Genomic DNA, 25,908 nt, shown 5'->3' on the forward strand with positions numbered 1-25,908 from the left:
GATCTGGTGCGGGGCAGGGGCGGAGCCCTACCGTTCGTGACCATGAACAAGGCTCAGCTCGTCGATGCGCTGACCACCCGGCTCGGTGACCGTCGCGCGGCGGCCGAGGCCGTGGACGCGATGGTCGACGTCATCGTGGACACCGTCGGCGCCGGTGGCACGGTCACCCTGACGGGGTTCGGGGTGTTCGAGCCCCGGCGACGGGCGCCGCGGACCGCGCGCAACCCGCGGACCGGGGAGACGGTCCCGGTCGCCGAGACGGTGGTGCCGTCGTTCCGTCCGGGGGCCGCGTTCAAGGAACGGGTCGCGGACAGCGAGGCCGCCGCGGCGGGCGCGACGAGCGCGCCGCGTCGTGCCCCGCGCGAACGCGCCGCCTCGGACGGGGCCACGGGGGCCTCGGCCGACGCGTCGGCGAGCGCACCGGCCACCGGGTCCGCGTCGTCGGGGGCGCGGACGAGGTCCGCCCCCGCACGGGGATCCGGGGCGAAGCGGACGCCGGCCCGGAGCAACGCCGCCGGGAGCGCGGCGAAGGGTGCGACGGCGAAGGGCTCGGCGAAGGGTGCCGCTGCGAAGGGTGCCGCCGCTGGGGGCACTGCGGCGAAGACCGGCACGGCTGCGAAGACCGGCACGGCCGCGAAGAGTACGGCGGCGAAGACCGGGACGGCTGCGAAGAGCACGGCGAAGACCGGCACAGCCGCGAAGAGCACGGCCGCGAAGAGCCCAGCCGCGAAGAGCGGCACGGCGGCGAAGACCGGCACGACCGCGAAGAGCACCGCTGCGAAGGGTGCGGCGGCGAAGGGCGCATCGGCGGACGGCGCGGCTCCCACGAGCGCGGCCTCGACGAGCGCTCCCGCGAAGGGCACGAGCGCGAAGGGTGCGGGGAGCACGGGGGCGTCCACGGGTCGCGCCGCGAAGGGTGCCGCCGCGAAGGGTGCCGCCGCGAAGGGTGCCGGCGCGAAGGGTGCTGACGCGAAGAGCGCGTCGGGCGGGCGCAGCACCCGGACCACCGCCACCAGGAAGACCGTCCCGCCGGACACGAGCGCGCCGGGTGCCGGCGACGCGGCGGGCAGGCCCGCGACCCGCCGGAGCGCGGGAGCCGCGAAGAAGTAGCGCGTCCCGGGCCCGGCCCGCGCGGCGGCGACGTCCCGCGGGCGCCGTCGGCGACCCCGGCGCCGGTCATCGGGGCCGCGCCGCGGGACGAGATCGGGCGGCCCCCGCCCCGGGGCGGCGGGTTCGGCCGGGCCGACGTCGACGCCGGAGGGCGGTGGCGGATCCGGGCCCGCGCACCCGGCCGGCGGTGCTCTCGCCGACAGCTGTACCCCTGCGCTCATTCCTTGATCGAATTGTTCGTCGGCCGGTCTGTCCGAAGGCGAATCGTCGTGGTCCGGTGCCGGGTGACATGTACGCGGAAAGATCCGGAACCCGCCACGAAATGTCTGGTTCGCGACGGAGGGTTCGATTCCGGATCCGCGTGATCCACCGTTCCGAACGGATCATGCACATCGTGCAGCCTGTGTCGTCGCTGGTCCACGCGCCGTAGAGCGTCTCCTCCCTCTGTCATACAGGCCCTGGTCCTCGGGATGCGAGGATCGTCCCGGCAACGTCGGGCCAGTGCGCCGGACGTACCAGTCCGACTCCGTCGTTCGGGCTCAGAATCGGGTCGCATACACAATTCTGGGGTACTGGACCGCCGCCTTCGCTAACACCGGCGTCGTGCCGGGCGAATCGACGTGTACCGCGCCGGTGCGAACCGGGGAATCGGTATCCGGGTCAATTTCCGTGGGTGGGGGCACTCGTGGGGCCGGCGCGCGTCGGAGGTGGGTAATGATCGGGAACGCCGTGACGGTCGGGGAGATCCGGGACCAGGTCCCGCGATGGCTGCCCGGCGTGCGGGCCTGGATGGTCGTCCCGTCCCTCGACGGCCTCCTGCTGCTGACCCCGGTCCTCTGGAACCCCGACCAGTGGAAGGCCGTCGTCGTGCACGCGGTGCTCGGCGTCCTCCTGCTGACCGGGGCCCGCCGCTACCGGGCCCGGCTCCAGCTGGGTGTCCTCGACGAGCTGCCCTCGATCGTCGGCCGGATGCTGATCGCGACCGGGATCGTGGCCGCCGTCATCGCCGCCCGGCACGAGCAGCAGTCCGCGGTCGTGTTCCTGACCAACGCCGCGCTCGTCACCGCGCTGGTCGTCCTCGGGCGTGCGCTCACGACCGCCCTGATCGCCTGGTCCCGCCGGAACCGGATCAGCCGGCACCGGGGGATCCTCATCGGCGGCGGACCGCTCGCCGCGGGGCTCGCCGACATCACCCGGGACGACCCGGGCTACGCGCTGGAGGTCGTCGGGTACGTCGACGACGGCCCGTCCCAGCCCGACCCGCCCGACGTGCCGTGCTGGGGCAAGGTCACCGATCTCGACGCCACCGTCCGGCGGACCGGGGCCGACGTGCTGATCGTCGCCGACGGGGCGTTCTCCGAGCGGGAGGTGCTCGACGCCGTCCGGGCACCGGCCTGCGCGGCGTGCGACCTGCTCGTCGTCCCGCGGTTGCACCACTTCCAGACCCAGGGTTCGTCGGACCGGATCGGGTCGATCCCGGTGATGCGGATCCTGACGCCGTCGCTGCGGGGGCCGTCCCGGCTCGTGAAGCGGATCTTCGACCTCGTGCTGTCGGGGGCCGCGCTGGTCGTGCTCTCCCCGGTCGTCGCGCTCGCCGCGCTGGCCACCCGGCTGGAGGGCGGGCCGGGGGTGATCTTCCATCAGGAGCGCGTCGGCCGGGACGGACGGGTGTTCGACTGCCTGAAGATCCGCACCCTGACCCCGCGCGACGCCCAGGACTCCGGCCAGACGTGGTCGGTCTCGCACGACGACCGGGTGGGACCGGTCGGCCGGTTCCTCCGCCGGACCTCGATCGACGAGCTGCCCCAGTTGTGGAACATCCTGCGCGGGGACATGTCGCTGGTCGGGCCCCGTCCGGAGCGTCCGTTCTTCGTGGACCGGTTCACCGCCGACTTCGACCGGTACGGCCACCGGCACCGCGTGCAGGCCGGTCTGACCGGGCTCGCGCAGGTCAACGGGCTGCGCGGGGACACCTCGATCGCCGACCGGGCCCGCTACGACAACCACTACATCGAGAACTGGACGCTCTGGCTGGACCTGAAGATCGTGTTGCGGACCTTCGCCCAGGTCCTCCTGGCCCGGGGCCGGTAGAGCGCCGGTGGGAGAGAGGATGCCGGTCCTGGATCGGCCGACCGGCGTCCCGGAGCACGCCCCGGCGTCCACGGTGGCCGGATCGCGGCCGGTCCGCGCCGCGCTCGTCCCGCTCGCCGCGCTCGCCACCGGCTGGTCGTCGGCCGTGCACCGGCCCGCCCCCCTGGTGGCGGCGATGCTGGTGTTGCTGTGCGTGCCGCTCCGGATCGACGCCGGCGGATCCGCCTTCGGCCCCGGCGACCTCGCCTCGGTCGTCCTCGTGGGCGTGGCCGCGACGGCGTACGTCCGCTCCGGTCCGCCGCTCGCCCGTCCACTGGTGCTGCTGTTCGGGGGTGTGCTGCTGGGCGGGGCGCTCGCCACGCTCACCGCGTACGACCCGACGGGCAGCCTGGTCGGGCTCGTCCGCTACCTCCAGCTGTTCGTGCTGGTGCCGCTCGCCGTCGTCGTGTCGATCCGGTCCGTCCGCGACGCGCGGCTCGTCGTCGGGGCGCTGATCGGGATCGCGGCGCTGCAGGGTGCGTCCGGGCTGTGGCAGGTCGCCACCGGTGACGGCGCGTCGTTCGGCGGGGCGCCGATCCGCGCGGTGGGCACCTTCGGTGCGAGCGACGTCATCGCGATGTCGGCGGTGGTCGGCACCGGCCTGGTGGCCTGCGTGGCGTTCGCGACGACGACGCGGGGCCGGGAGCGGGCCTGCTGGATCGCGTTGTCGGTCGTCCTGCTGGTGCCGCTGGGGCTCTCGCTGAGCCGCGGCAGCTGGATCGCCACCGGGATCGCGGTGCTGCTGGTCCTGGCGCTGGCCGGGCGGCGGGTGCTCCTGGTGTCGCTGGCCGTCGCGCCGGCCTGGGCCACGGTGCTCGTCGGCGGCTTCGGGATCGGCTCGGCGGTGCTGGCCGAGCGGCTCGACTCGATCACCGGTGCGGTCGGGACGCCGGACTCGTCGGTCACCGACCGGTACGACCTGTGGGAGACGGCGCTGTCGATCTGGCGGGACCACCCGTGGACCGGGGTCGGGATCAAGGCCTTCCCGCTGTTCCGGGACGGGCACGCGCCGATCGGTCTGAGCTCGGGCAGCGACATCGAGGGGGCCGGGTCCGGGTTCGCCCGGCAGGCACTGCTGTCCCCGCACAACCAGTACCTGCTCGTCCTGTCCGAGCAGGGGATCCTGGGGGCCGGTGCGTTCGCCGCGCTGGTGCTGGTTCTGACGGTCGGCGCCGTCGTGGTGCTCCGGCGGTGCCCGGCACCGGTGCGGGGGATCGGTGCGGCGACGGCCGGGCTGATGCTCTGGCAGGCGGTCCAGTTCACCTACGGCGATCTCGGCGGCCCGTCGAGCCTGCTCACCTCGACGGTGATCGGGCTGGCGGGATGGTGGGTGTTCGGCCGGTGGACGGCGCCGGCCCCGACCGACGCGGAGCGGACGGCCCGGGTGCGCGCGGTCCGGCCGAGGAGGGCCGAGCCGGGAACGGTCGCCGCCGCGGTGGTCGACGGCCGGGTGCCCGGGGCGCGGCCCGCGCCGCCCGGGCCCGCCGTTCCCGCGCCCCGCCCGCCGGGGGCGGTGCCACCCCGGACCGGAACCCCGCGCCCGGAGAACCCGGACACCCCGGACCCCGACTCCGGGCGCGCGGTCGCGCGGGCCGCCGCGCTCTCGGCGGCCCTGGCCGCGGCCGGATCGCTCCTGGGGCTCGTCCGCGACCTCCTCGTCGCCGCCTTCTTCGGCGCCACCGGCGAGACCGACGCGTTCCTGGTCGCCTGGACCGTCCCGGAGACCCTCGCGCCCCTGCTGATCGAGGGAGCGATGGCGTTCGTGCTGGTCCCGGCGTTCGGCCGGGCCCTGGTGGCGGCCGAGGAGCGCCGCCGGACCACCCGCCTGCTGGGCGTGCCGAGCATGTCCGACCCGGTCGCCGAGCTGATCGAGAGCACCCTGCCCGTGGTCCTCGTGGCGCTCACGCTGCTCGGGGCGGTGACCGGGCTGGGGGCGCCGTGGCTGATCGCCGTCCTCGCCCCGGGGCTGACCGACCCGGCGCTGGCGGTGCTCTGCATGCGCGTCGTCGCGATCACGATCCCGCTGCTCGGCGCGGCCGGCTACCTCGCGGCGGCACTGCGGACGCACCACCGGTTCGCGGCGCCTGCCGCCATCTACCTGGCCTACAACGCCGGGATCGTCGGCACCGTCCTGCTCACCCGCGAGTCCCTCGGGGTGGTCGGCGCGGCGCTCGGGATCTCGGTCGGTGCCGCACTGATGGTGCTGGTGCAGCTGCCGTCGGCCCGCCGGGTGCTGCCCCGCATGCGGGCGTTCTCGCTGCACAGGCGCACGACGCTGTTCACCTTCGCCGCGGTGCTGCCCGTCGTCGCCTACACGCTGTCCCGGCAGGCGCAGACGTTCGTCGAACGCTTCGCCGGTTCGGGGCTCGCCGAGGGCACGATCTCGCACCTGAACTACGCGCAGAAGGTCGCCCAGATCCCGATCACGTTGTCCTTCATGGCGGCCGCCGTCACCTTCCCGATCTTCGCGCGCAGCGTGGCCGCCGGCCGGCGGGACGACGCCCGGCGCCGGATGGAGGTCGACGTCCTGGTCATCGGCACGGTCGCGATGGTCGTCGCCGTCTACCTGTGGATCTTCGGCCCGGCGGTGGTCGGGACGCTGTTCGAGCGGGGCGCGTTCACCGCCGCGGACACCGCGGCGACCGTCGCGATCCTGCGGGTCTACGTCCTCGGGCTGCTCGGGCAGGCGCTGGTGAACCTGCTCGTGCGGCCGTACTACACGTTCGACGGCCGGGTCTGGTTCCCGGCGGTCGCGATGGGGGCCGGACTGGTGGCGACCGTCGGTACGACGTTCCTGCTGGTCGGGCCGTTCGGCGCGGCCGGGATCGCCGGCGCGAACGCCGCCGGCATCTCGCTGACCGCGCTGCTGCTGGTCGCCGGGTCCGGCCGCAGGCTGCCGGTGGCGCCGGGGCAGGCGGGCTACGAGCGGCTCGCCGCCGTCGGGCTGCCCGCCGCGGCGGCCGCGGCGGGCGCCGGATACCTGGTCTCCGGTCCGCTGGCCGGGCTGCCCGTCGTCGTCCAGGCGGCGGTGGGCGGGGTGGTCGTGCTCGCGGCCGCCGGGTCCGTCCCGCTGCTCGTGCACGCCGTCCGCCGGCGCCGGCCGGCGAGGAGGACCTGATGCGCCGCCCGTTCATCCTCATGTACCACTCCGTCGGCCGGATCGGCGACGACCCGCACCGGCTCACCGTCACCCCGGAACGGCTCGACGCGCAGCTCGCGGCGCTGCGTGCGCAGGGCCTGCGGGGACGGTCCATCCGGGACCTCGCGGCGAGCGGCGGCCGGGCCGTCGGGCTGACCTTCGACGACGGCTACGCCGACTTCCTCACCGAGGCGGTCCCGGTGCTGCAGGCGCACGGCTGCACCGCCACCGTGTTCGCGCTGGCCGGCCTGTTCGGCCGGGACAACGAGTGGGACCCCGACGGTGACCGGAGACCGTTGCTCGACGTCGCCGGGCTGCGCGCGGTCGAGGACGCCGGCATGGAGGTCGGCTCGCACGGGCTGCGGCACCGGCACCTGCCGCTCCTGGAGCCCGACGAGCTCGCCGACGAGGTCCGGACGAGCCGGAACCGGTTGTCGCTGGTCCTCGGCCGTCCGGTCGACGGGTTCGCCTACCCCTACGGCGAGCTGGGCGGACGCGAGGTCGAGGCGGTCCGCCGGGCCGGGTACCGCTACGCCTGCGCGGTCGACCCGCGCGGGTCGGCCGCGGCCGGGATCCACGCGCTGCCCCGCAGCTACGCGGGGCAGCGCGACACCGGGCCGCGGCTGCTCGCCAAGCGGCTCCGGCACGCCGGACGGGTGGCGGTGTCGTCATGAGGGTGCTGCACGTGATCACCGGGCTGAACGCGGGCGGGGCGGAGCAGTGGCTCCGGACGCTGGTCGGGAACAGCCGCCACGACAACGAGGTGCTGGCCCTGTCCGAGCCGGGGGTGCTCGCCGAGGCCCTGTGCCGGACGGGCGTGCGGGTGTCCTGCGCCGGGATGCGCGGCAACCGGGACGTGCTCGCCGCGGTGGGCCTGGTCGGCCGGATCCGGGCGCGGCGGCCGGACGTCGTCCACACGCACCTGTTCCGGGCCCAGCTCTACGGCGCGCTCGCCGCCCGGCTCGCCGGGGTCCGCACGGTGGTCAGCACCGAGCACTCGCTGAACCGGACCCGGATCGAGGGCCGGCCCACCACGCGTCCCGGGGTGCGGCTGCTCTACCGGGTCGGTGCGGCCTGCACCGACCGCACCGTCGCGGTGTCCCGGCCGGTCGCCGACCTGCTCGCGGACGGATGGACGCGGGCGGACCGCACCGTCGTCGTCCCGCTGGGGATCGACCGGCAGACGTTCGTCTTCGACCCGGCCGCCCGGCGCCGGGTACGGGACCGGCTGGGCGTGCCGCCGGACGTGCCGCTCGTCGGCGGGGTCGGACGGCTGGTGCCGGGGAAGCGGTTCGAGGTGCTGCTCGACGCCGTCGCCCACCTGCCCGGGGCGCACGTCGTCGTCGCCGGTGCCGGGCCGGAACGCGACCGCCTGCTCCGCCGGGCCGCCCACCTCGGGATCGCGCACCGGGTGCACCTGCCCGGCGAGGTGGCGGAGCCGGCTCCGCTGCTGTGCGCGATGGACGCCTTCGCCTCCCCGTCGGCCGAGGAGACCTTCGGCATGGCCGTGCTGGAGGCCCTCGCCTCCGGCCTCCCGGCGGTGTACGTGCGGTGCCCCGCGCTGGAGGGCGGCCCGCCCGTGCCCGGCGCGGTGCACGTCGGACCGGGCACCGACGAGCTCACCGCGGCGCTGCGCGCGGCGCTGCTGCGGGGGCCGTGGGCGCGGCGGCCGCCGCCCGGGCTGGACCGGTTCGACCCGGCCGTGGCGGCCCGCACGATCGACGACCTCTACGACGAACTCGTCCGCGGCGGGGGCCGCGGGCACGGCGTCCGGACCGGACGCGGAACGAGGAGCAACCGATGATCGCTTTCCGACGGAACCTCGACCGGCTGGCCGCGCGCTGGCTGCTGGTCGTGCTGCTCGTCCTGCTCGGCGCCGGTGCCGGGCTGCTCTACACGTACCTGACGCCACCGACGTACCGGTCGTCCGCGCTGGTCGTGGCGACCGAGCTGCAGCCCGGCGGGGACCGCCGCGACGTCAGCTTCGGGCAGGCGTACGGCCGGCTGATCGACCAGCAGGGCATCCTGACCTCCGCCGCCGAGGCCGCGGGGACGACCGTCGAGGAGGCCCGGAACTCGCTGGCCTCCTCCACGTCGCCGGAGAGCCCGATGATCGAGATCACCGGCACCGGGGCCACCCCGGTGGCGGCGGCGGACATGGTGAACGCGGCCGCGGCGGCGATCGTCGACACCGCGGGGACACGCCTCGGCGACACCGGGGTCCGGCTGCTCGTCCTGAGCCCGGGGGTGCCGCCGGACCAGCAGATCTCGCCCGACCTGACCGTCGATGTCGCGGTCGGCGGGGCCGCCGGGTTCCTGCTCGGCGGCCTGCTGCTGCTCGGCGGCCCCGCCACCCGGCGTCGCGACGGCGGCCCGGGCGTCCCGTGGCAGCGCCGCAACGACCCGCCGTGGCCCCCGGAACCGGCGCCCGGTCCGGCACTCGGCCCGGCACCCGGCCAGGCACTCGGCCCGGTCCTCGGCCCGGCGCCCGGTCCCGTCGCGGACACGGGCGACACGACCCGCCCCGTCCCCACCCCGGAGCGGGCGGAACGCAACGGGGCGGCCCCCTCGCCCACCCCCCGGCGGTGACGGAGGTGCGGCACACGGATGCGGGGCCCTCGTCCCCGCTGCGCGGCCGACCGGCCGACGACGTCGCCGACCCGGCGTTCTGGGCGCTGCCCGAACAGGAGCGGGCGGACGCGTTCGCCCGGCTCCGCGCCGCGGGCGGACCGCGCTTCGTGCCCGGCCACGGCCGCGACGAGGGGTTCTACGCGGTCGTCCGGCACGCCGACGTGATGACGGCGAGCACGTCGCCGCAGCTGTTCGCCAGCGAGCCGAGCGTGACGACCCCGCCGCCGCCCGCCTGGGTGCGTGCGGTGTTCGGCGACTCCATGGTCAACCTCGACGGGGACCGGCACACCGAGCTGCGCCGGATCGTCCAGCGGGCCTTCACCCCCCGGCGGGTCGCGCTCATCGAGGAGTCGATCTCCCGGGTGGCCCGGACCGTCGTCGACGACGTGCTGGCCCGCGGCTCCGGGGACGTCGTGTCCACGATCGCGGCTCCGGTCCCCACCCACGTGATCTGCGAGATGATGGGGATCCCACCGGAACGCCGCGGGTGGGTCCTCGCGCAGGTCGACGGCTCCACCGAGCTCATCGGCGTCGAGGGCGCCGGGCGCAGGCGGCTGCGGGTCCCCGGCCGCAACCTCGCCGCCCTGGTGCGGCTGCACCTGCTGGTGCGCCGGATCGGGCGGGACCGTCGCGCCCGGCCCGCCGGTGACCTCGTCTCCGACCTGGTCTCCGCCGAGGTGGGCGGTGACCGGCTCGACGGGCGCCGGCTCGGGGCGTTCTTCTCGCTGCTGCTGGTGGCCGGGATCGAGACGACCCGCAACGCCGTCGCGCACGGGGTGCGGCTGCTGTCGGAGCACCCCGACCAGCGCGCGCTGCTGCTGTCCGACCTCGACCGGCACCTCGACGGCGCGGTCGAGGAGATCCTGCGGGTCTCCACCCCGATCGTGCAGTTCCGGCGGAACGTCGCGGGCGACACCGAGCTGGGCGGGACGCCGCTCCCGGCCGGTGCCCGGGTGGTGCTGTTCTACGCGTCGGCGAACCGCGACGAGGCCGTCTTCACCGACCCGGACCGCTTCGACATCACCCGCCGGCCGAACCCGCACCTCGCCTTCGGCGGCACCGGGCCGCACTACTGCCTCGGCGCCCACCTCGCGCGCCGCGAGCTGCGGACGCTGTTCCGGGAGCTCCTCGAACGGGCGCCCGGCATCCGCACCACGGGCCCGGCGGAGACCGTGCCGTCCAGCTTCGACCACCGGATCCGGCGGCTGCCCTTCACGGTCGACCGCTGACCGTCCCCACCCCACCGACCTCCGGGAGCACCGATGACGAGCAGCCCGTCCACGAGAGCCACCCACACGCCGGGGTTCGACCGGGTCGTCCGCCGCGACGACGGCGCGTTCGCCGCGCTGGGCGCCGAGTGGGACGCGTTGCACCGGCGGTGCCCGGCGGCCGGGGTCTTCCAGAGCGTGGAGTGGCTGGAGTCCTGGTGGCGGTCCTACGGCAGGCCCGGTGCGCTGCGGCTGGTCGTCGTCCGGCGCGACGGCCGCGCGGTGGCCGGGGCGGCACTGACCCGCACGGTGCGGGCGGGGGTGCCGGTCCTGGTCCCGGTCGGTGCCGGGATCTCGGACTGGTCGGACGTGCTCGTCGATCCGGCCGTCCCGGGCGCGGCGGCGGCGCTGCGCGCGGCCCTGCTCGCCGAGCCCGGCTGGTCGGTGCTCGACCTGCCCGAGGTCGCCGCCGGCGGGCACGCCCGCGAGCTCGCCGGGGGCTGGCCGGGCCGCTGCCTGAGCACCCCCGCGTCGGTGTGCTCGTCGCTGCCCGCCGCGCCGATCGAGGACCTGGTCGGGTCGCTGTCGTCGTCGATGCGGGCCGACGTGCGCCGCGCCCTGCGCCGGGTGGACACGGCCGGGGTGACGGAGCGGCGGGTGCCGGTCGACGAGCTGCCCGCGGCCGTCGGCCGGCTGCTGGAGCTGCACCGCAGGCAGTGGCGCGCGCGGGGCGGGATGACCCCCGAGCACGGGCGGCCCCGGTTCGCCGGGCACCTCACCCGCTCCGTGACCGCGATGGCGGACGGCGGGCGGGCGGCCCTGCACGAGTACCGCGCCGGCGGCGAGCTGGTCGCCTCCAGCCTGCTGCTGATCGACGCAGAGCAGGTCGGCGGCTACCTCTACGGCGCCGATCCCGGGCTGTACGGCCGGGTCAACGTGACCACCATGCTCACCCGCACGGCGTTGCGGGAGGCCGTGGACCGCGGTGCCGCGCGGTTCGGCCTGCTGCGGGGCCGGGAGGAGTACAAATCGGGCTGGCGGGCGGAGCCGGCGCGCAACGACCGGCTGCTGCTCGTCCGGCCGGGGGACCCGCGCGGGCTCGGCTACGCCGTCGTCGTGCGGGCGGCGGCGCGCGGGCGGGACGTGGTGCGCGAGCGGCTGCCCGCGGTGCGCGCGGCCGTCGCGGCGGCCCGCCGCACCGCCCGCAACCCGCGGCTGCTCCTGCGGGGCCGGTCCGCGGCCCGCTGAGTGCCGCGCGGCCCCGGCGGGTGCGGCCTCAGCGGGTGGTGCCGAACAGCTCCCGCACTGCGTCGGCCGCCTGCGGGTTCTGCGTGCACCGGTACACCCCGTGCGGGCAGTAGTCGGTCAGGGTGCTGTAGACGGTGTCCTGGGACGCCATCCAGGCGTGCAGGTCCCGGACGTACTGCGCGTTGTCGCCGTAGCGGAACAGCCCCCACTCCGGGAACGACACCGGCTTGCCGTGCTCGGCGGCGAACCGTGCCTGGTCGCCGAGCCCGTCCTGCTGGCCGACGTACTCCTCCCAGCTCGCGCCGGGCGGCTGGTCGTAGGTGTCCATCCCGATGATGTCGACGACGTCGTCGCCCGGGTAGCACTGCGGCCACGAGATCGCGTCGACGCCCCGGCTCGGGGTGAAGTCGAAGCGGAACCGCTGCCCGGGCTGCGCCCGCAGCACGTCGACGACGCGCCGGTAGTACTGCTTCCACGCCTCCGGGTCGGGTTCGCAGCGGTGGGTGTAGGTGTCGCCGTTCATCTCCCAGCCCGGCAGCAGCACCGCGTCCTGCAGACCGCGGTCGACGAGCCGGCGGGCGAGCTCGGCGTAGTGCCGGTCGTACTCGCCCGCCGCGCCGCGGCGCAGCAGCTCAGCGACCTCGGCGTCGCCGACCTCGGCCTCGTTGGGGGCGGCCATCGGCACGTTGAGCACGAACAGGTCGCCGGGGTGCTCGGCCTTCCAGCGCGACCACGGCCCGAGGATCTGCTCCGGGCCCTCGATCCCCTCCCAGGTCTCGCCGGGCAGGTAGGTGTGCCCGACCGTCGTGGGGCGGCCGAGGAACTGCTCGAATCCGCCGATCGCCTCCACCCCGGAGGAGTCGGAGCCGAGGAAGGCGCCGAACGCCTGCCGGGGGAGCCCGTCGGAACCGGGGGCCGGCGGGCCGCCGCCGACCGGGGGCGGCGGGACCACCGGCGCCGGTGGCGGCTCCGGGGCCGCGGTGCACCCGGCGAGCACCAGCACCCCGGCGAGCAGGACGGCGGACCACGCCCTCCGGTGACCCAGGCTCATCGGCCCTCCTCACAGACCTCGGTCGTCAGCGCGGCGACCGCGGCCGTCATGACGCGGACGTCGAACCGTTCCAGCACCCGGGCCCGTCCGGCGTCGCCCTCCCGGGCCGCGCGCCCGTCCGGGCCCAGCCGGTGCCCGAGCGCGGCGGCGAGCGCGCCGACGTCGCCCGGTGCGACGACCTCGCCGGCGTCCGGGCCGACGGCCTCCCGCAGCCCCGCGACGTCGAACCCGACGACCGGCCGTCCCGCGGACATCGCCTCGAGCGCGACCAGCGGCATGCCCTCCCAGCGCGACGGCAGCGCGACGACGTCGGCGGCCGCGTACCAGGGCGCGGGATCGCCCGCGGTGTCGCGCCACAGCACCGTCGGGTCGCTGCAGCCGGACTGCCACGCCGCCCGGCGGGGACCGTCCCCGACGAGCACCAGGCGCGCGTCCGGGTGCCGGGACCGCACCGACGGCCAGGCGTGCAGCAGCAGGTCCTGGCCCTTCTGCTCGGCGGTGCGCCCGAGGCACAGCACGATCCGGGCGTCGGCGGGCAGGCCGAGCGCCGCCCGCGCGGCCGCCCGCGACGACGGCCGGAACCGGTCGGTGTCGACGCCGTTCGGCACCGTCACCGCCGGGCCGGCGACGCCGGCGGCGCGCCCGGCCGCGAGCTCGTCGTCGCTGACGCACAGCAGCCGGTGGGTCCACCGGGCCCCGAAACGCTCCCAGCGGCGGGCGGCGGAACCGGCCGTCCCGTTGACCGCCGCGAACGACCAGGCGTGCGGCTGGAACAGCGTCGGACGGCGGCCGCGCAGCGCGAGCCGTCCGGCCAGCCCGGCCTTGGAGCTGTGCAGGTGCACCACGTCGGGATCGTGTGCCCGGATCAGCCCGGCCAGCGCGCGGGTCTCCGCGAGCGTCGCCGGGCCGGGGGAGCGCCCGGCGCACCACGTGCCCACGGCGATCCCCGCCCCGGTCATCCGCGCGGCGAGCGGACCGTCCGGGCAGGCCACCCGGGGCTCCCAGCCCTGCTCACGCTGGCTGACGCACAGCTGGGCGACGACCGCGGCGACGCCCGCGTCGACGGGCTGGCTCACGTGGAGGACCCGCACGGGCCGTCCCCCTCCCCGGTGTGCAGGCGACGCGCTCTACCGGAGGACCGAGCCTAGCGCTCTCAGCCCGGCGGGCGGCGGTAGTAGTCCGCGAACAGGAGCGCCCCACCGGTGCCGAAGCCGAGGACCCAGGTGCTCGCCTTGTGCGACGGCACGTCGCCGTGCCCGGCGCCCGAACCGTCCAGCAGCTGCTCGACGACGTCCGGGATCACCCCGCCCTGGCTGCTGAGAAGCGTCACCCCCGGCAGTGCCGCGAGTTCGCGGAAGCGGGCCAGCCCGGCCGGCGGGTCCGTCCAGTAGTCGTGCTCGCCGAGCAGCGGCTCGACGCCCGGCTCGCCGAGCCCGCTCCGCTCCACCAGCGGCGCGATGGTCTCCCCGCAGCGCAGCGGCGGCGCCGTGTAGGCCCGGTCCGCACCGAACCGGGGCAGGAACGACGCCAGCCGGTCCGCCTGGGTGTGGCCGGTCCCCGAGAGCGGGCGGAGGTCGTCGTCCCCCTCCCAGGCCGAGCGGCTGCCCGCCTTCGCGTGCCGCACGAACAGCACCGTCGACGTCGGCACCCCGGCGTCGGAGAGGCGGGCGATCAGTGTCCGGTCGTGCTCGTGCTCGACGAGCCCGGACGCCTCGGCCGCCCCGGCCCAGCGCAGCTCGTCGGTCTCGTCGGTGGCGGTGAACCCCTGGTCGTCGACCACCTCGGCCGCCCAGTAGTGCACGACCTTGCGGCCCTTCCCCGGCACCGTGTACGTCGTGTGCCCGAGCCGCCCGCCGAGCCGGCACCCGAGGTGCGCCTCCTCGGCGGTCTCGCGCAGCGCGGTCAGCGTCAGTGCCTCGCCCGGGTCCTGGTGGCCCTTGGGCAGGGACCAGTCGTCGTAGCGGGGGCGGTGGACGAGCGCGAACTCCAGCGAGCCGTCCGCGGCCAGCCGGTAGGGCACCGTCCCGGCCGCGACGACGTCGGTGAGCCCGGCCGGATCTGCCTCGGCCCCACCGGTGTACAGGGCGCCGTACAGCCCCATCAGTCCTCGTCCGACCCGCGCCGCGAGTTCATCATCTCGATCTGGTGGTCCCGGACCCGGACGTTGTCCGACCCGGCCGCCGGCGACGGTGACCAGGACCCGTCCGGCCCCAGCGTCCAGCAGCGGGTGGCGGGATCGAGGCACGAGTCGAACATCGCGCCGAGCTGGTCGGCGAGCTTCGGGTCGGCCACCCGCAGCATCACCTCGACCCGCCGGTCGAGGTTGCGGTGCATCATGTCCGCCGAGCCGATCCAGTACTCGTCGGCGGCCTCGAAGTGCAGCACCCGGGAGTGCTCCAGGAACGGGCCGAGGATCGAGCGGACGGTGATGTTCTCGCTCAGCCCCGGCCGCCCGGGGACGATCGCGCAGATGCCGCGCACCACGATGTCGACCGGCACCCCGGCCTGCGACGCCCGGTAGCACGCGTCGATGATCGCCTCGTCGACCAGCGAGTTCGCCTTGATCTGGACCCGCGCGGTCTCCCCGGAGCGGTGCGCCTCGATCTCGTCGTCGATCCGGCGGACGATGCCGCGGCGGATGCCGTAGGGGGCGACGAGCAGGCTCCGGTACGAGGTCTGGCGCGAGTAGCCGGTGAGCGAGTTGAACAGGTCGGTGAGGTCGGCGCCGATCGTCGGGTCGGCGGTGAGCACGCCGACGTCCTCGTAGAGCCGCGCCGTCTTCGGGTTGTAGTTGCCGGTGCCGATGTGGCAGTAGCGGCGGATCTCCGAGCCCTCCTGGCGCACGACCAGGCACGTCTTGCAGTGCGTCTTGAGGCCCACGAGCCCGTAGACGACGTGCACGCCGGCCTTCTCCAGCTGGCGGGCCCAGCGGATGTTGGCCTGCTCGTCGAACCGGGCCTTGATCTCCACCAGCGCGACGACCTGCTTGCCGGCCTCGGCGGCGTCGATCAGCGCGTTGACGATCGGGGAGTCGCCGGAGGTCCGGTACAGCGTCTGCTTGATCGCGAGCACGTTCGGGTCGGCGGCGGCCTGCTCGATGAACCGCTGCACCGACGTCGAGAACGAGTCGTAGGGGTGGTGCACCAGCACGTCGCCGTCGCGGAGGGTCGCGAACACGCTGCGCGGGGTCTCCCGCTCGGCGAACGCCGGGTGGGTGGCCGGGCGGAACGGCTCGTCCTTCAGGTCGGGGCGGTTCACCCCGTGCACCTGCCACAGCCCGGTGAGGTCCAGCAGCCCGGGGACGGTGACGACGTCGTTCGGGTCGACGTCGAGCTCGCGCAGCAGGAGCTCCAGCACGTGCTCGGACATCGTGTCGAGCACCTCGAGCCGCACCGGCGGCCCGAACCGGCGGCGCGCCAGCTCGCGTTCGAGAGCCTGCAGCAGGTCCTCGTCGCGGTCCTCCTCGACCTCCAGGTCCGCGTTGCGCGTGACCCGGAACGGGTGGACCTCGGTGACCTCCATGCCGGTGAACAGGTCCCCGAGGTGCGCGGAGATGAGGTCCTCGATCGGCAGGAAGGTGACCTGCCGGTTCCCGGCGCGGGTGTCGGTGTCCGGCGGGTCGACCGTGACCAGGCGGGGCACGTTGTTCGGCACCTTCACGCGGGCGAACCGCTCGGTGCGGCCCTCGGGGTCGCGGACGGTCACCGCCAGGTTGAGCGACAGCCCGGAGATGTAGGGGAACGGGTGCGCCGGGTCCACCGCGAGCGGGGTGAGGACCGGGAACACCGACTCGGAGAAGTAGTCCGACAGGCGCAGCCGCTCCGCGTCGGTCAGGTCGTCCCAGGCCCGGATGTGCACGCCCGCCGAGTCCAGCTCGGGGCGCAGCTCGTCCATGAAGACCTCGGCGTGCGCCCGGGACAGCGCGCGGCTGCGCTCGGCGATCCGGGCGAGCTGCTGGCGCGGGGTGAGCCCGTCGGCGCTGCGCACCGACAACCCGGTCTCGTCGCGGCGCTTCAGCCCGGCGACCCGGACCATGTAGAACTCGTCGAGGTTCGACGCGAAGATCGCGAGGAACTTGGCGCGCTCCAGCAGGGGCTGGCTGGAGTCCTCGGCGAGCGCGAGCACCCGGGCGTTGAAGTCCAGCCACGACAGCTCGCGGTTGAGGTACCGGTCCTCGGGCAGGGGATCGGGCAGCGCCGGTGCGGTCGCGCCGGCGGGGGGCGCGATCAGCGATGCTCCCTGGCCCGGGACCGGTGTCGGCGGGGCCGGCGGCCCGGGTGGCGTGGCCTGGACCTGCTGGACCGGGATCTCGGGACCGGGCGCCTTCTGCTCGGCGACGGTGCGCGCGGTGGTGTGCACCCGGCGCGAGGCCGGGCGTGGAGCGCGCCGGCCCCCGGGGCGGGGCCGGGCACCCGAGGAGGAGGCGCCGTTCCGTCCGGTCGGGGCTGCCGAGTCGTCACTCACCCGGCGATTGTTTCGTACCGTCGTCGTGGCGGCCAACCACACACCGGACGACGAAGATGAATTCCAGGTGGCGTGGCCGACGGATGCGTCACACCTTCGGGCAGGGGAGCGGCCCGTCCGGGTGACGGCCGGGTGGTTCCGGCGCCGTCCCGGCCCTGGTGGCGGGGCCGCCGCCGGGCGTGCGCCTCCGGTGACCGAGCACCGCACGCGTCCAGGAGCCCACGCCCAGGGCGACCGCCGCGTCCAGGTCGGCGGCGGTGTCGACGTCGCGGCGCAGGCCGGGCCGGTCGCCCGGCAGGACCACCGCCCCCGACGCCCGGTGCGCCGTCGCCGAGGCGCCGCCGAAGTGCGGGTCGAGACGCACGCCGGGGGCGGCCAGCAGCAGGGTGGTGCCGGTGCCGGGCTCGTCGGGCTGGAACACCCGCCGTGCACCGTCTGCGTACAGGGCCGCGGCGGCGGTGACGGCGTCGTCGAGCTCGGCGGGCCGCAGCGCTGGAAGGTCGGCCTGCAGCGCACCGATCGCGGCCCCGTCGTCGCGGGACCGGAGCAGGGCCGCGCCGTGCCGCAGCGCGCCGTTGAGCCCGCGGCCCGGGTCGGTGACGACCTCGACCCCGAGCGCGCCGACCTCCACCGCGACGGCCGGGTCGGAGGAGATGACGAGGACCTCCCGCACGGCTGCGGCCGACACGGCGGCCCGCACGGTGTCGCGGGCCAGCGCGAGCGCGAGCCGCAGGTGCGCGTCGAGGTCGCCGACACCGCCGTCCGCGGCGCCGCGCAGCCGGGTCTTGGCCTTCGGCAGCGGCTTCACCGGGACGACCAGGTCCACCCGCAGGGTCACCGGCCCATCGTCGCACCACCCGGACCCGTTCCGGGGGTGGGTTTACCCGGGCCGCCCGATGTGGGGAGACTTCTGCACCAGAGATCCGGATCGGCTGCGGTCCGGGGACCGCTGACGACCCCGCCACGCTGCGGGTGGGAGGAGGCCGCCGGTGGCCCGCGAGAAGGGCGGATTCTGGGTCGGGCTCGCCGCCACGGTCTTCTACCCGGTGGGGTGGCTGACGGGGCGGCAGCGCTACCAGGGCCGCGAGCACCTGCCGTCGACCGGCGGGGCACTGCTGGTCGGCAACCACATCTCGTACCTGGACCCGATCCACACGGCGCTGTTCGTGCACACCGCGCGCCGGGTGCCGCGGTTCATGGCGAAGAACAGCCTGTGGGACGTCCCGGTGCTGGGGTCGATCCTGCGCGGCAGCGGGCAGATCCCGGTGTTCCGGGACACCGCCGACGCCCAGCAGAGCCTGTCCGCCGGGACGCAGGCCCTGGCCGACGGCAAGATCGTCATCATCTACCCGGAGGGCACCATCACCCGGGACCCGGAGGGCTGGCCGATGCGGTCGCGCACCGGCGTCGCCCGGATGGCGCTGGCCTCCGACGTGCCGGTGGTGCCGATGGTGCACTGGGGCACCCGGGAGGTGTACGACCACTACGGCAAGCGGTTCCGCCCGCTTCCCCGCACCGAGCTGGTGCTCCGGGCCGGGGAACCGGTCGACCTGTCGGCGTACCGCGGACGCCCGCTCGACGCCGTCGTGCTGCGCGAGGTGACCGACCTGATCATGAGCCGGGTGCGTGACCTGCTGGCCGACGTGCGCGCCGAGACCGCCCCGGAGGAGTTCTACCGGCCCAGCGGTTCGGGAAAGGAGGCCGGCCGGTGAGCGCGCCGCCGTTCGGGGAGCGCCCGGTCAACGAGCCGGTGCACGACGTCCAGCGGGTCGCCGTGCTCGGCGCCGGCAGCTGGGGCACCGCGTTCGCGAAGGTCCTCGGCGACGCCGGCCGCGAGGTCCGGCTGTGGGCCCGCCGCGCCGAGGTCGCGGACGCGATCAACTCCGGGCGCCGCAACCCGGACTACCTGCCCGAGATCGAGCTGCCCGCGAAGCTGTCCGCGACCCACGACCCCGCCGAGGCCCTGCACGACGCCGACGCCGTGGTCCTCGCGGTCCCGTCGCAGTCGCTGCGGTCGAACCTCGAGCACTGGCGGGGGCTCATCCCGGACGGCGTCACGATCACCAGCCTGGCCAAGGGCGTCGAGCTGGGGACGCTGAAGCGGATGACCGAGGTGATCGACGACGTCACCGGCGTCGGCGCCGACCGCCTCGCCGTCGTCTCCGGGCCGAACCTGGCCGCGGAGATCGCGCACGAGGAGCCGACCGCGACCGTCATCGCCTGCCCGGACCACGAGCGCGCGGTGGCCCTGCAGACCGCCTGCGCGACCGGCTACTTCCGCGCCTACACCAACACCGACGTGATCGGCGCCGAGCTCGGCGGGGCAGGCAAGAACGTGATCGCGCTGGCCGTCGGCGTCGCGTCCGGGATGGGGCTCGGCGACAACTCGCGGGCGTCGCTGATCACCCGCGGGCTCGCCGAGATGTCCCGGCTCGGGATGGCGCTCGGTGCCTCCCCGCTGACGTTCGCCGGGCTGGCCGGGATGGGCGACCTGGTGGCGACCTGCAGCTCGCCGCTGTCGCGCAACCGGACCTTCGGCGAGCAGCTCGGCCGCGGCGCGAGCCTCGGCGAGGCCGAGCGCGCCAACCACGGCCAGGTCGCCGAAGGTGTGAAGTCCTGCCTGTCGATCTGCGAGCTGGGGGAGCGCAACGGCGTCGAGCTCCCGATCGCCGACGCGGTGCGCCGGGTGTGCCACGAGGGGATGACCGCCCGGCAGATGGCCAAGGAGCTGATCTCGCGGGCGCCGAAGCCTGAGTAGGCGCTTCGCGCCCGTGAGTGGAAAACGCGGTCAGGACCGACACAACCACTCACGAGCGTAGGGTCACCAGCGATGAGCGGCGACGGCACCAGGTGCGTTCGGGGCGGCGGGCACGGCGAGCACGGGGTGGGTGAGCCGGTCCATCGTGGACCGGTTCTGACCAGCACCTTCCATCTCGGGCGTCCGGAGCAGGCGGAGTCCGGGACGGACTTCTACGCCCGCGCCGACAACCCGACCTGGCGGGAGTACGAGGCCGTCGTCGGTGATCTCGACGGCGGTGCCTGCACGGTCTTCCCGTCCGGCATGGCCGCGATCGCGGCGGTGCTGCGCGCCTTCGCCTCCACCGACCGTGGCGTGCTGCTGCCCGCCGACGGCTACTACGTCGCCCGGGCGCTCGCCGACGAGGAGCTCGCGCCGCTCGGGGTGCCGGTCGCGTACTGCCCGACGGCGGGGGACTGGGCGACCGCGATCGCCGAGCACCGGCCCGGGCTGGTGCTGCTGGAGACACCGTCGAACCCGGGGCTGGAGGTCTGCGACATCACCGCGATCGCCGAGGCCGCGCACGCGGCCGGCGCGGTCGTCGCCGTCGACAACACCACCGCGACGCCGCTCGGGCAGCGGCCGCTCGACCTGGGGGCCGACGTCGTCGTCGCGTCCGACACGAAGGCGCTGTCCGGGCACGGCGACCTGCTCGTCGGGCACGTCAGCACGGCAGGCCCGGTGCACGCGGAGCGGATCCGTGGCTTCCGGACCCGTGGCGGCGCGATCGCCGGGCCGATGGAGACCTGGCTGGCGCTGCGCGGCCTGGCCACCCTCGACCTGCGGCTCGCCCGGCAGGCGGAGAACGCCCGCGCGGTGGCGGTGGCGCTGCGCGAGGCAGCGGCGGCGGGCACCGTCGCCGTGTCCGACGTCCGCTGGCCGGGCCTGGCCGACGACCCGTCGCACGCGCTGGCGTCGCGTCAGATGCGGCGCTGGAACGGCGTCCTGCGGTTCACCCTGCCCGACGTGCACGCGGTGTCGGAGTTCCTGGACCGCACCACGCTCGTCGACTCGGCGACCAGCTTCGGCGGCACCCGGACCGCTGCCGACCGGCGCGCCCGCTGGGGCGACGCCGTCCCCGACGGCCTGGTCCGGCTGTCGTGTGGGATCGAGGACACCGACGACCTGGTCGCCGACGTCCTCGGGGCGCTCCGCGCCTAGACGGAGCCCGCCGGCGCGAAGAGGACCTTCACTGCGCCGTCCCGCTTCTCCTGGAACATCCGGTAGGCGTCGGGCGCCTGCTCCAGCGGCATCCGGTGGGTGGCGAACTCGTCGACGCCGAGCGGGTCGTCGTCGCAGAGCAGGGGGATCAGGTCGGGGACCCACCGCCACACGTTGGCCTGCCCCATCCGGAGCTGGATCTGCTTGTCGAACAGCGTCAGCATCGGCATCGGCGTGGCGGAGCCGCCGTACACCCCGGAGAGCGAGATCGTCCCGCCCCGGCGGACGAGATCGATAGCCAGGTCCAGCGCCGATGTGCGGTCGGTGCCCGCGGTCTCCATCAGCTTCTGCCCGAGCGCGGTCGGCAGGGCGGCGGCCAGCTTCTGCCCCGCGGTCGCGACGGGCGAGCCGTGAGCCTCCATCCCGACGGCGTCGATCACCGCGTCGGCGCCCCTGCCGTCGGTCAGCGTCCGCACCACCTCCCGGACCGCCTCGTCGCCGTCCCGCAGGTCGAGAGCCGTGGTCCCCCGGCGCTCGACACGGCGCAGGCGCTCGGGCTCGAGATCGACCCCGACCACCTGCCGCACCCCGAGATGCCGGGCGACCCGGGTACACATGTCACCGATCGGACCGAGCCCGAGGACGACGAGCGTGCCGTTCCGGGGCGTGTCCGCGTACTGCACCGCCTGGTACGCGGTGGGGAGAACGTCGGACAGGAACACGAAGCGCTCGTCGGGCGGGCCGTCCGGGACCCGGATCGGCAGGGAGTTGCCGAACGGCACGCGCAGGTACTCGGCCTGCCCGCCCGGGACCTGTCCGTAGAGCTTGGTGTAGCCGAACAGCGAGGCACCGGTGCCCATCTCGCGGTTCTGGGTGGTCTCGCACTGCGACTGCAGCCCCTGTCCGCAGTTCGCACAGGTTCCGCAGCTGACGTTGAACGGGATGACCACGCGATCGCCCACCGCCAGCTCGGTGACGGCGGAGCCGGTCTCGGCGACGACCCCCATCGGCTCGTGCCCGAGGATGTCCCCGGCCGTGAGGTACGGCCCGAGCACCTCATAGAGGTGCAGGTCGGAGCCGCACAGACCGGTGCTGGTGATCTTCACGATCACGTCGTCGGGTTTCTCGACGATCGGATCGGGGACGGTGTCGACCCGGACGTCACGACGCCCGTGCCAGGTCAGTGCACGCATCGGTGCTCCTCTCCGTTCGTGCCGGTCGCGCGGCCGCCTACCCGGGCCCCGGATGTGGAAACAGGACTCAGGTGATGGGAGCCCCTCCGGTGACCCCCACGACCTCCGAGGTCATGTAGCTCGACTCCTGCGAGGCGAGGAAGACGTAGAACGGCGCCAGCTCGGCGGGCTGTGCGGCCCGCCCCATCGGTGCCTGCGCGCCGAACGACTCGAGCTTCTTCTCGTCCATCGTCGCCGGGATCAAGGGGGTCCAGACCGGCCCGGGGGCCACCGCGTTCACCCGGATCCCTCGCCCGATCAGGTTGTGGCCGAGCCCCTGCACCATGTTCGCGACCGCCGCCTTCGACGCCGCGTAGTCCAGGAGGTGCACCGACGGCTGGAACGCCTGCACCGACGAGCTCGCGATGATCGACGCGCCCGGCCGCATATGGGGAACGGCGGCCTTGGCGAGCCAGAACAGGGCGTACACGTTGGTCTTCATCACCCGGTCGAACTGTTCGGTGGTGATGTCGTCGAGTCCCTCGTCCTGCGACATCTGGTAGGCGGCGTTGCTGACGAGCACGTCGATCCCGCCGAGCGCGTCCACCGTGCGGTGCACGATGTCGCGGCAGGTCTCCTCCCGCCGGACGTCGGCCGGCACGGTGACCGCCCGGCGGCCCGCCTCCCGCACCCAGCTCGCGGTCTCCGCGGCGTCGTCGGCCTCCGCCTCCAGGTGGGTGACCACCACGTCGGCACCCTCCCGGGCGAAGGCGATCGCCACCGCCCGCCCGATCCCGGAGTCACCTCCGGTGACCACCGCCTTCTTCCCCTCAAGACGTCCGGTGCCGCGGTAGGTCCGCTCCCCGTGGTCGGGCCACACGTCCAGGTCGGCCGTGCGTCCGGGGTGCTCGACGGTCCGATCACCGCTGCCGGGTGCCGAGTACTGCGCGACCGGGTCCTGTTGCCGGAACTGGTCCTGGCCCATCCGATCCTCCTTCTCCGCCCACCGGGGACCCGCGGGCTCCCCGGTGCCGGTGTCGTCGACGTCCAGCGGGTCCCCCGAGGCGCGCGGCGGAAACGTGAGCCCCCGTCCCGGGAGGGCGCGGTGCCACCTCATGCCGTCCACCGGTTTGCCGTCCGGGACGTCGGGGGTACTCGACGGGACGGCGCGGGACACCGGCTGACGGCCGTGTCCCGGCCGTGCAGAGGCCGAACGGGCATCACCCCGGTGACGGCCGGTCCGGCTCCGATCTTCGTGTGCGTCCTCGACCGTCGAACCACGAGCGGGAGGTAGAGCGCAGCGCATGTCGCTTCGACTCTGCTGATCCGCAGCTCTCGCAGCTGTGACCGCTCCGGATCGGAGGACCCGGAATGAACACAACCGGCGACGACCACGTCGTCGCGTCGCTGAGCCGGGCGGCGCAGGCGCTGCTCCGGCGGGACGACCCCGAGGACCTCGACAGGGTGTTCGCCGGCATCGTCGGTGCGGCCGTCGACACGGTTCCGGGAGCCGACGGCGGCGGGGTGACCGTGGCCGACCGGTCGCGGATCACCTCACGTCATCCGACCGGGACCGACGTGCACGTTCTCGACGACCTGCAGGCGCAGTTCGGAGAGGGCCCGTGTATCGACGCCGCGGCCCGGGGGGCCGACGGTGCCACGATCTACGCCCCGGACCTCGGAGGGGTCCAGGCGCAGCAGGAGTGGCCGGTCTTCGGGCCTGCCGCGGTCGAGAAGGGCTTCCGTTCTTTACTGTCCACACCCCTGGTGATCCAGCCCGGGCAGCGGTCCGCCCTGAACCTGTACGCCTACGCGCCGGACGCCTTCGACGAGTCCGCGACGACCCTGGCCCGGCTGTTCGCCCTCCAGGCCGCGGTCCTTCTCCACGGGGAGGACAAGGCTGCGCACCTGCGCGTCGCTCTCGAGAGCCGTGACGTCATCGGTCAGGCCAAAGGGATCCTGCAGGAACGCTTCGACGTCGACGACACCGACGCCTTCCAGATGATGGTCCGCTCGTCACAGGACACCAACATGAAGCTCGCCGACATCGCCGAGTGGCTCGTCCGCAATCGGCGACGCACCCGGCCGGGATCTGACCCGGGCACCTGATGCCGCTGCGGTCCCGGCGTCGGACACCGAGTGCGGTCCGCGTCGGGCGGCGGGCCCGCGGGAGGCTCAGCGTTCGCCCAACCAGCCCTGGAGCTCGGCGGGCTGCAGGTCGCAGTTCGGGCACACCGCGACGAAGTGCGGCGCGCCGGGCCCGGTGACCTGCAGGCGCTCGCGGGCGCCGCGGCGGCCGCAGCAGGTGCAGGCGGAGTCGCGCGCCGTCGTCCTGTCGTCGACCGTGTTCTCGTCCATATGCCGTGTATAACCGCCGACACGGTGTCGCCACACGCGGCTGTGGCGGACTCCACGCCCCCGGTGAAGCAAGCGTTTCCGCTGGTTACAGCGGTGTGACCCGGGTCGCTCGGGGTCCGGCGCGGGCCGCGGACAGGGATACGCGGGCCACCCTGGTCCGTCGGCGGGAACCCGCCGGACACGCGCCGGCGGTTCCGATATCACACTCGCGAAACCTCGCTTCCGTATGGTCGACTACAAGCCGGACCTCGAGCAGTCGCGGAGGTGGTCGCGTGCCGCACCGACAACCCGTCCCCCATGGTGCCGAGTCCGTCGTCGCCCCCGATCTGCGAGCGGTCGATCCGCTCCCCGACGACGGCATCCCCGAAGATCACCTCCCGGCACCGGGGATCGAGCCGCTGACCACGGCTCCGGTCCCGACGGGGTCCCGGGTCCTGCTCCTCAACGCCAGTTTCGAACCGCTGGCCGTCGTCACGTCGAAACGTGCGATCTGCCTGCTGCTCTCCGGTAAGGCCGAGTGTCTCCAGGAGGCACTGGAGGGCACCTCGTTCCACTCGGAGAGCCTCACTCTCCCCGCTCCCTCGGTGCTGCGCCTCTCCCGCTACGTCCGCGTCCCCTACCGGCGCGCGGTCCCGATGACCCGGGCCGGGGTGCTGCGGCGCGACAGCCGTCGCTGCGCCTACTGCACGAAGCGTGCCGACACCATCGACCACGTGATCCCGCGCAGCCGCGGTGGCGCGCACAGCTGGGAGAACTGCGTCGCCGCCTGCAAGGCGTGCAACTCGCGCAAGGCGGACCGGCTCGTGGAGGAGATCGGCTGGACGCTGCGGACGAAGCCCGGCCCGCCGAAGCGGAACGGGGCCGGCGTGCTCGTGCTGGCGGTCGAGCCGCTGCCGGCGTGGGAGCCGTGGTTGTCGGCGGCCTGAGCGGGGCCGGTCAGGACCGGCGGGCCCGCCGCCGGCGCCGACGCGTGGTGGCCGGGTCGGTCGCGGCGCGGAACGCGCGGCAGGAGGTGCCGCAGATCCCGCAGTCGGTCCCGGGGCGGTAGTGCTCGTGGACGTCCTGCTCGTGCCCGCACCGGCAGAGCGCGGTCGTGGGCGTGGCCGGGACAGCGGGGGGAGTGGCGGAGGTGTTCTCGGCGTCGGTCGCGGCCCGCGGCGCCGGGATCGCGTCGGCGGTCGTGGCGGACACGCTCGCGGCGGTGTCGTGGGCGGTGCTCATCGGTAGCTCCTCCAGCCGGTCGCACGGCCCGGGCGGCCGTTCTGCTTCTGTCTCGCCTACTCCGGTCGGCGGATTAGCGATCCGGCCGGTGGTTCACTCCAATTGATGACACCGGGCGCACCTCCGTTCACCATGCGTCGCTGTGGATCTCTGACCTGCGACGATGCGTAGTCGTCCCGTCGATTCCGACGACGCGCCGAACCCCGCGGTAACGACGC

Annotated in this window: 22 protein-coding genes; 13 read left to right on the plus strand and 9 right to left on the minus strand. The window is 74.8% G+C overall.

Translation table 11 applies throughout. The features are described from left to right. Window positions 1-42 precede the first annotated feature (42 nt). From PP1_RS23185 to PP1_RS23220, 8 genes are all read left to right on the plus strand, one after another. Window positions 43-1,110, plus strand: coding sequence for an HU family DNA-binding protein (locus PP1_RS23185; protein WP_075314631.1), 1,068 nt, complete (start codon window positions 43-45; stop codon window positions 1,108-1,110). 714 nt (window positions 1,111-1,824) lie between these two features. Then, window positions 1,825-3,201, plus strand: coding sequence for a sugar transferase (locus tag PP1_RS23190; RefSeq protein WP_010230440.1), 1,377 nt, complete (start codon window positions 1,825-1,827; stop codon window positions 3,199-3,201). Window positions 3,202-3,220: 19 nt separating this feature from the next. After that, window positions 3,221-6,358 (plus strand): lipid II flippase MurJ, encoded by a 3,138-nt coding sequence (locus PP1_RS23195; protein ID WP_075314629.1) that lies wholly within the window; start codon window positions 3,221-3,223, stop codon window positions 6,356-6,358. Next, entirely contained in the window at window positions 6,358-7,053 is a 696-nt protein-coding gene (locus PP1_RS23200) for a polysaccharide deacetylase family protein (RefSeq protein WP_010241896.1), read from the plus strand. Before PP1_RS23195 ends, PP1_RS23200 begins: the two co-directional genes overlap by 1 nt. Continuing rightward, window positions 7,050-8,183 (plus strand): glycosyltransferase, encoded by a 1,134-nt coding sequence (locus tag PP1_RS23205; RefSeq protein WP_075297078.1) that lies wholly within the window; start codon window positions 7,050-7,052, stop codon window positions 8,181-8,183. The genes PP1_RS23200 and PP1_RS23205 overlap by 4 nt, the downstream gene beginning before the upstream one ends. Next, window positions 8,180-8,968 carry a Wzz/FepE/Etk N-terminal domain-containing protein gene (locus PP1_RS23210; RefSeq protein ID WP_060721872.1) on the plus strand — a complete coding sequence of 263 codons (789 nt, stop codon included), beginning with the start codon at window positions 8,180-8,182 and terminating at the stop codon, window positions 8,966-8,968. The genes PP1_RS23205 and PP1_RS23210 overlap by 4 nt, the downstream gene beginning before the upstream one ends. A 5-nt stretch (window positions 8,969-8,973) precedes the next feature. After that, window positions 8,974-10,239: a cytochrome P450 gene (locus PP1_RS23215; RefSeq protein WP_170918915.1), complete on the plus strand. Its 1,266-nt coding sequence runs from the start codon at window positions 8,974-8,976 to the stop codon at window positions 10,237-10,239. Window positions 10,240-10,272: 33 nt separating this feature from the next. After that, window positions 10,273-11,466 (plus strand): GNAT family N-acetyltransferase, encoded by a 1,194-nt coding sequence (locus tag PP1_RS23220; protein WP_075314627.1) that lies wholly within the window; start codon window positions 10,273-10,275, stop codon window positions 11,464-11,466. Between the two features lie 28 nt (window positions 11,467-11,494). On the opposite strand, the gene PP1_RS23225 is transcribed toward PP1_RS23220, so the two are convergent. The 5 genes from PP1_RS23225 to cofC form a co-directional block, all read right to left on the minus strand. Next, window positions 11,495-12,517: a glycoside hydrolase family 26 protein gene (locus tag PP1_RS23225; protein ID WP_075314625.1), complete on the minus strand. Its 1,023-nt coding sequence runs from the start codon at window positions 12,515-12,517 to the stop codon at window positions 11,495-11,497. Continuing rightward, on the minus strand, window positions 12,514-13,593 hold the full coding sequence (locus PP1_RS23230; protein ID WP_249266039.1) for a glycosyltransferase: 1,080 nt from the start codon (window positions 13,591-13,593) through the stop codon (window positions 12,514-12,516). Before PP1_RS23230 ends, PP1_RS23225 begins: the two co-directional genes overlap by 4 nt. 77 nt (window positions 13,594-13,670) lie before the next feature. After that, window positions 13,671-14,618, minus strand: coding sequence for an NUDIX hydrolase (locus PP1_RS23235; RefSeq protein ID WP_010236425.1), 948 nt, complete (start codon window positions 14,616-14,618; stop codon window positions 13,671-13,673). Then, window positions 14,618-16,876, minus strand: coding sequence for an RNA degradosome polyphosphate kinase (locus PP1_RS23240; protein WP_010236423.1), 2,259 nt, complete (start codon window positions 16,874-16,876; stop codon window positions 14,618-14,620). The genes PP1_RS23235 and PP1_RS23240 overlap by 1 nt, the downstream gene beginning before the upstream one ends. Window positions 16,877-17,069: 193 nt before the next feature. Beyond that, window positions 17,070-17,819 (minus strand): 2-phospho-L-lactate guanylyltransferase, encoded by a 750-nt coding sequence (gene cofC / locus PP1_RS23245; protein WP_075314619.1) that lies wholly within the window; start codon window positions 17,817-17,819, stop codon window positions 17,070-17,072. Between the two features lie 151 nt (window positions 17,820-17,970). Here cofC and PP1_RS23250 point away from each other — a divergent pair, with 151 nt between their 5' ends. The 3 genes from PP1_RS23250 to PP1_RS23260 all read left to right on the plus strand — a co-directional run bounded on the left by PP1_RS23250 (window position 17,971) and on the right by PP1_RS23260 (window position 20,939). Then, window positions 17,971-18,693, plus strand: a complete 723-nt coding sequence (locus tag PP1_RS23250) for a lysophospholipid acyltransferase family protein (RefSeq protein ID WP_010241175.1) — start codon at window positions 17,971-17,973, stop codon at window positions 18,691-18,693. Next, a complete protein-coding gene (locus tag PP1_RS23255) occupies window positions 18,690-19,739 on the plus strand; it encodes an NAD(P)H-dependent glycerol-3-phosphate dehydrogenase (protein ID WP_010241176.1) in 1,050 nt (349 codons plus the stop codon). Before PP1_RS23250 ends, PP1_RS23255 begins: the two co-directional genes overlap by 4 nt. Before the next feature lie 72 nt (window positions 19,740-19,811). Further along, a complete protein-coding gene (locus tag PP1_RS23260) occupies window positions 19,812-20,939 on the plus strand; it encodes a cystathionine gamma-lyase (RefSeq protein ID WP_029239953.1) in 1,128 nt (375 codons plus the stop codon). Here the strand turns inward: PP1_RS23260 and PP1_RS23265 are convergent. Next, the gene (locus PP1_RS23265) at window positions 20,936-22,132 is read right to left on the minus strand and encodes an alcohol dehydrogenase catalytic domain-containing protein (RefSeq protein ID WP_010241178.1); all 1,197 of its coding nucleotides are present in this window, start codon (window positions 22,130-22,132) and stop codon (window positions 20,936-20,938) included. The genes PP1_RS23260 and PP1_RS23265 overlap by 4 nt on opposite strands. A 67-nt stretch (window positions 22,133-22,199) precedes the next feature. Beyond that, complete coding sequence (locus PP1_RS23270) at window positions 22,200-23,096, minus strand: SDR family oxidoreductase (RefSeq protein WP_029239954.1); 897 nt, start codon at window positions 23,094-23,096, stop codon at window positions 22,200-22,202. A 386-nt stretch (window positions 23,097-23,482) separates the two neighbouring features. Here PP1_RS23270 and PP1_RS23275 point away from each other — a divergent pair, with 386 nt between their 5' ends. Continuing rightward, on the plus strand, window positions 23,483-24,220 hold the full coding sequence (locus PP1_RS23275) for a GAF and ANTAR domain-containing protein (RefSeq protein ID WP_010241183.1): 738 nt from the start codon (window positions 23,483-23,485) through the stop codon (window positions 24,218-24,220). A 66-nt stretch (window positions 24,221-24,286) separates the two neighbouring features. Here the strand turns inward: PP1_RS23275 and PP1_RS23280 are convergent, their stop codons facing one another. Further along, window positions 24,287-24,469: a hypothetical protein gene (locus PP1_RS23280; RefSeq protein WP_010241186.1), complete on the minus strand. Its 183-nt coding sequence runs from the start codon at window positions 24,467-24,469 to the stop codon at window positions 24,287-24,289. Window positions 24,470-24,741: 272 nt separating this feature from the next. On the opposite strand from PP1_RS23280, the gene PP1_RS23285 reads away from it, so the two are divergent. Further along, on the plus strand, window positions 24,742-25,395 hold the full coding sequence (locus PP1_RS23285; protein ID WP_010241188.1) for an HNH endonuclease: 654 nt from the start codon (window positions 24,742-24,744) through the stop codon (window positions 25,393-25,395). A gap of 10 nt (window positions 25,396-25,405) precedes the next feature. Here the strand turns inward: PP1_RS23285 and PP1_RS23290 are convergent, their stop codons facing one another. Beyond that, on the minus strand, window positions 25,406-25,690 hold the full coding sequence (locus PP1_RS23290; protein WP_010241192.1) for a hypothetical protein: 285 nt from the start codon (window positions 25,688-25,690) through the stop codon (window positions 25,406-25,408). Between the last annotated feature and the right edge of the window lie 218 nt (window positions 25,691-25,908).

It is taken from the genome of Pseudonocardia sp. P1, assembly GCF_000178675.2.
In the GTDB taxonomy this organism is placed as follows: domain Bacteria; phylum Actinomycetota; class Actinomycetes; order Mycobacteriales; family Pseudonocardiaceae; genus Pseudonocardia.

Bases quoted from the DNA above. Each gene is read 5' to 3' on its own strand.
- PP1_RS23270 (WP_029239954.1), bottom strand. From the start codon at position 23,096: ATGGGCCAGGACCAGTTCCGGCAACAGGACCCGGTCGCGCAGTACTCG.
- PP1_RS23290 (WP_010241192.1), bottom strand. From the start codon at position 25,690: ATGAGCACCGCCCACGACACCGCCGCGAGCGTGTCCGCCACGACCGCC.
- PP1_RS23190 (WP_010230440.1), top strand. From the start codon at position 1,825: ATGATCGGGAACGCCGTGACGGTCGGGGAGATCCGGGACCAGGTCCCG.
- PP1_RS23220 (WP_075314627.1), top strand. From the start codon at position 10,273: ATGACGAGCAGCCCGTCCACGAGAGCCACCCACACGCCGGGGTTCGAC.
- PP1_RS23275 (WP_010241183.1), top strand. From the start codon at position 23,483: ATGAACACAACCGGCGACGACCACGTCGTCGCGTCGCTGAGCCGGGCG.
- PP1_RS23260 (WP_029239953.1), top strand. From the start codon at position 19,812: ATGAGCGGCGACGGCACCAGGTGCGTTCGGGGCGGCGGGCACGGCGAG.
- PP1_RS23205 (WP_075297078.1), top strand. From the start codon at position 7,050: ATGAGGGTGCTGCACGTGATCACCGGGCTGAACGCGGGCGGGGCGGAG.
- PP1_RS23280 (WP_010241186.1), bottom strand. From the start codon at position 24,469: ATGGACGAGAACACGGTCGACGACAGGACGACGGCGCGCGACTCCGCC.
- PP1_RS23210 (WP_060721872.1), top strand. From the start codon at position 8,180: ATGATCGCTTTCCGACGGAACCTCGACCGGCTGGCCGCGCGCTGGCTG.
- PP1_RS23225 (WP_075314625.1), bottom strand. From the start codon at position 12,517: ATGAGCCTGGGTCACCGGAGGGCGTGGTCCGCCGTCCTGCTCGCCGGG.
- PP1_RS23235 (WP_010236425.1), bottom strand. From the start codon at position 14,618: ATGGGGCTGTACGGCGCCCTGTACACCGGTGGGGCCGAGGCAGATCCG.
- PP1_RS23195 (WP_075314629.1), top strand. From the start codon at position 3,221: ATGCCGGTCCTGGATCGGCCGACCGGCGTCCCGGAGCACGCCCCGGCG.
- PP1_RS23265 (WP_010241178.1), bottom strand. From the start codon at position 22,132: ATGCGTGCACTGACCTGGCACGGGCGTCGTGACGTCCGGGTCGACACC.
- PP1_RS23185 (WP_075314631.1), top strand. From the start codon at position 43: ATGAACAAGGCTCAGCTCGTCGATGCGCTGACCACCCGGCTCGGTGAC.
- PP1_RS23200 (WP_010241896.1), top strand. From the start codon at position 6,358: ATGCGCCGCCCGTTCATCCTCATGTACCACTCCGTCGGCCGGATCGGC.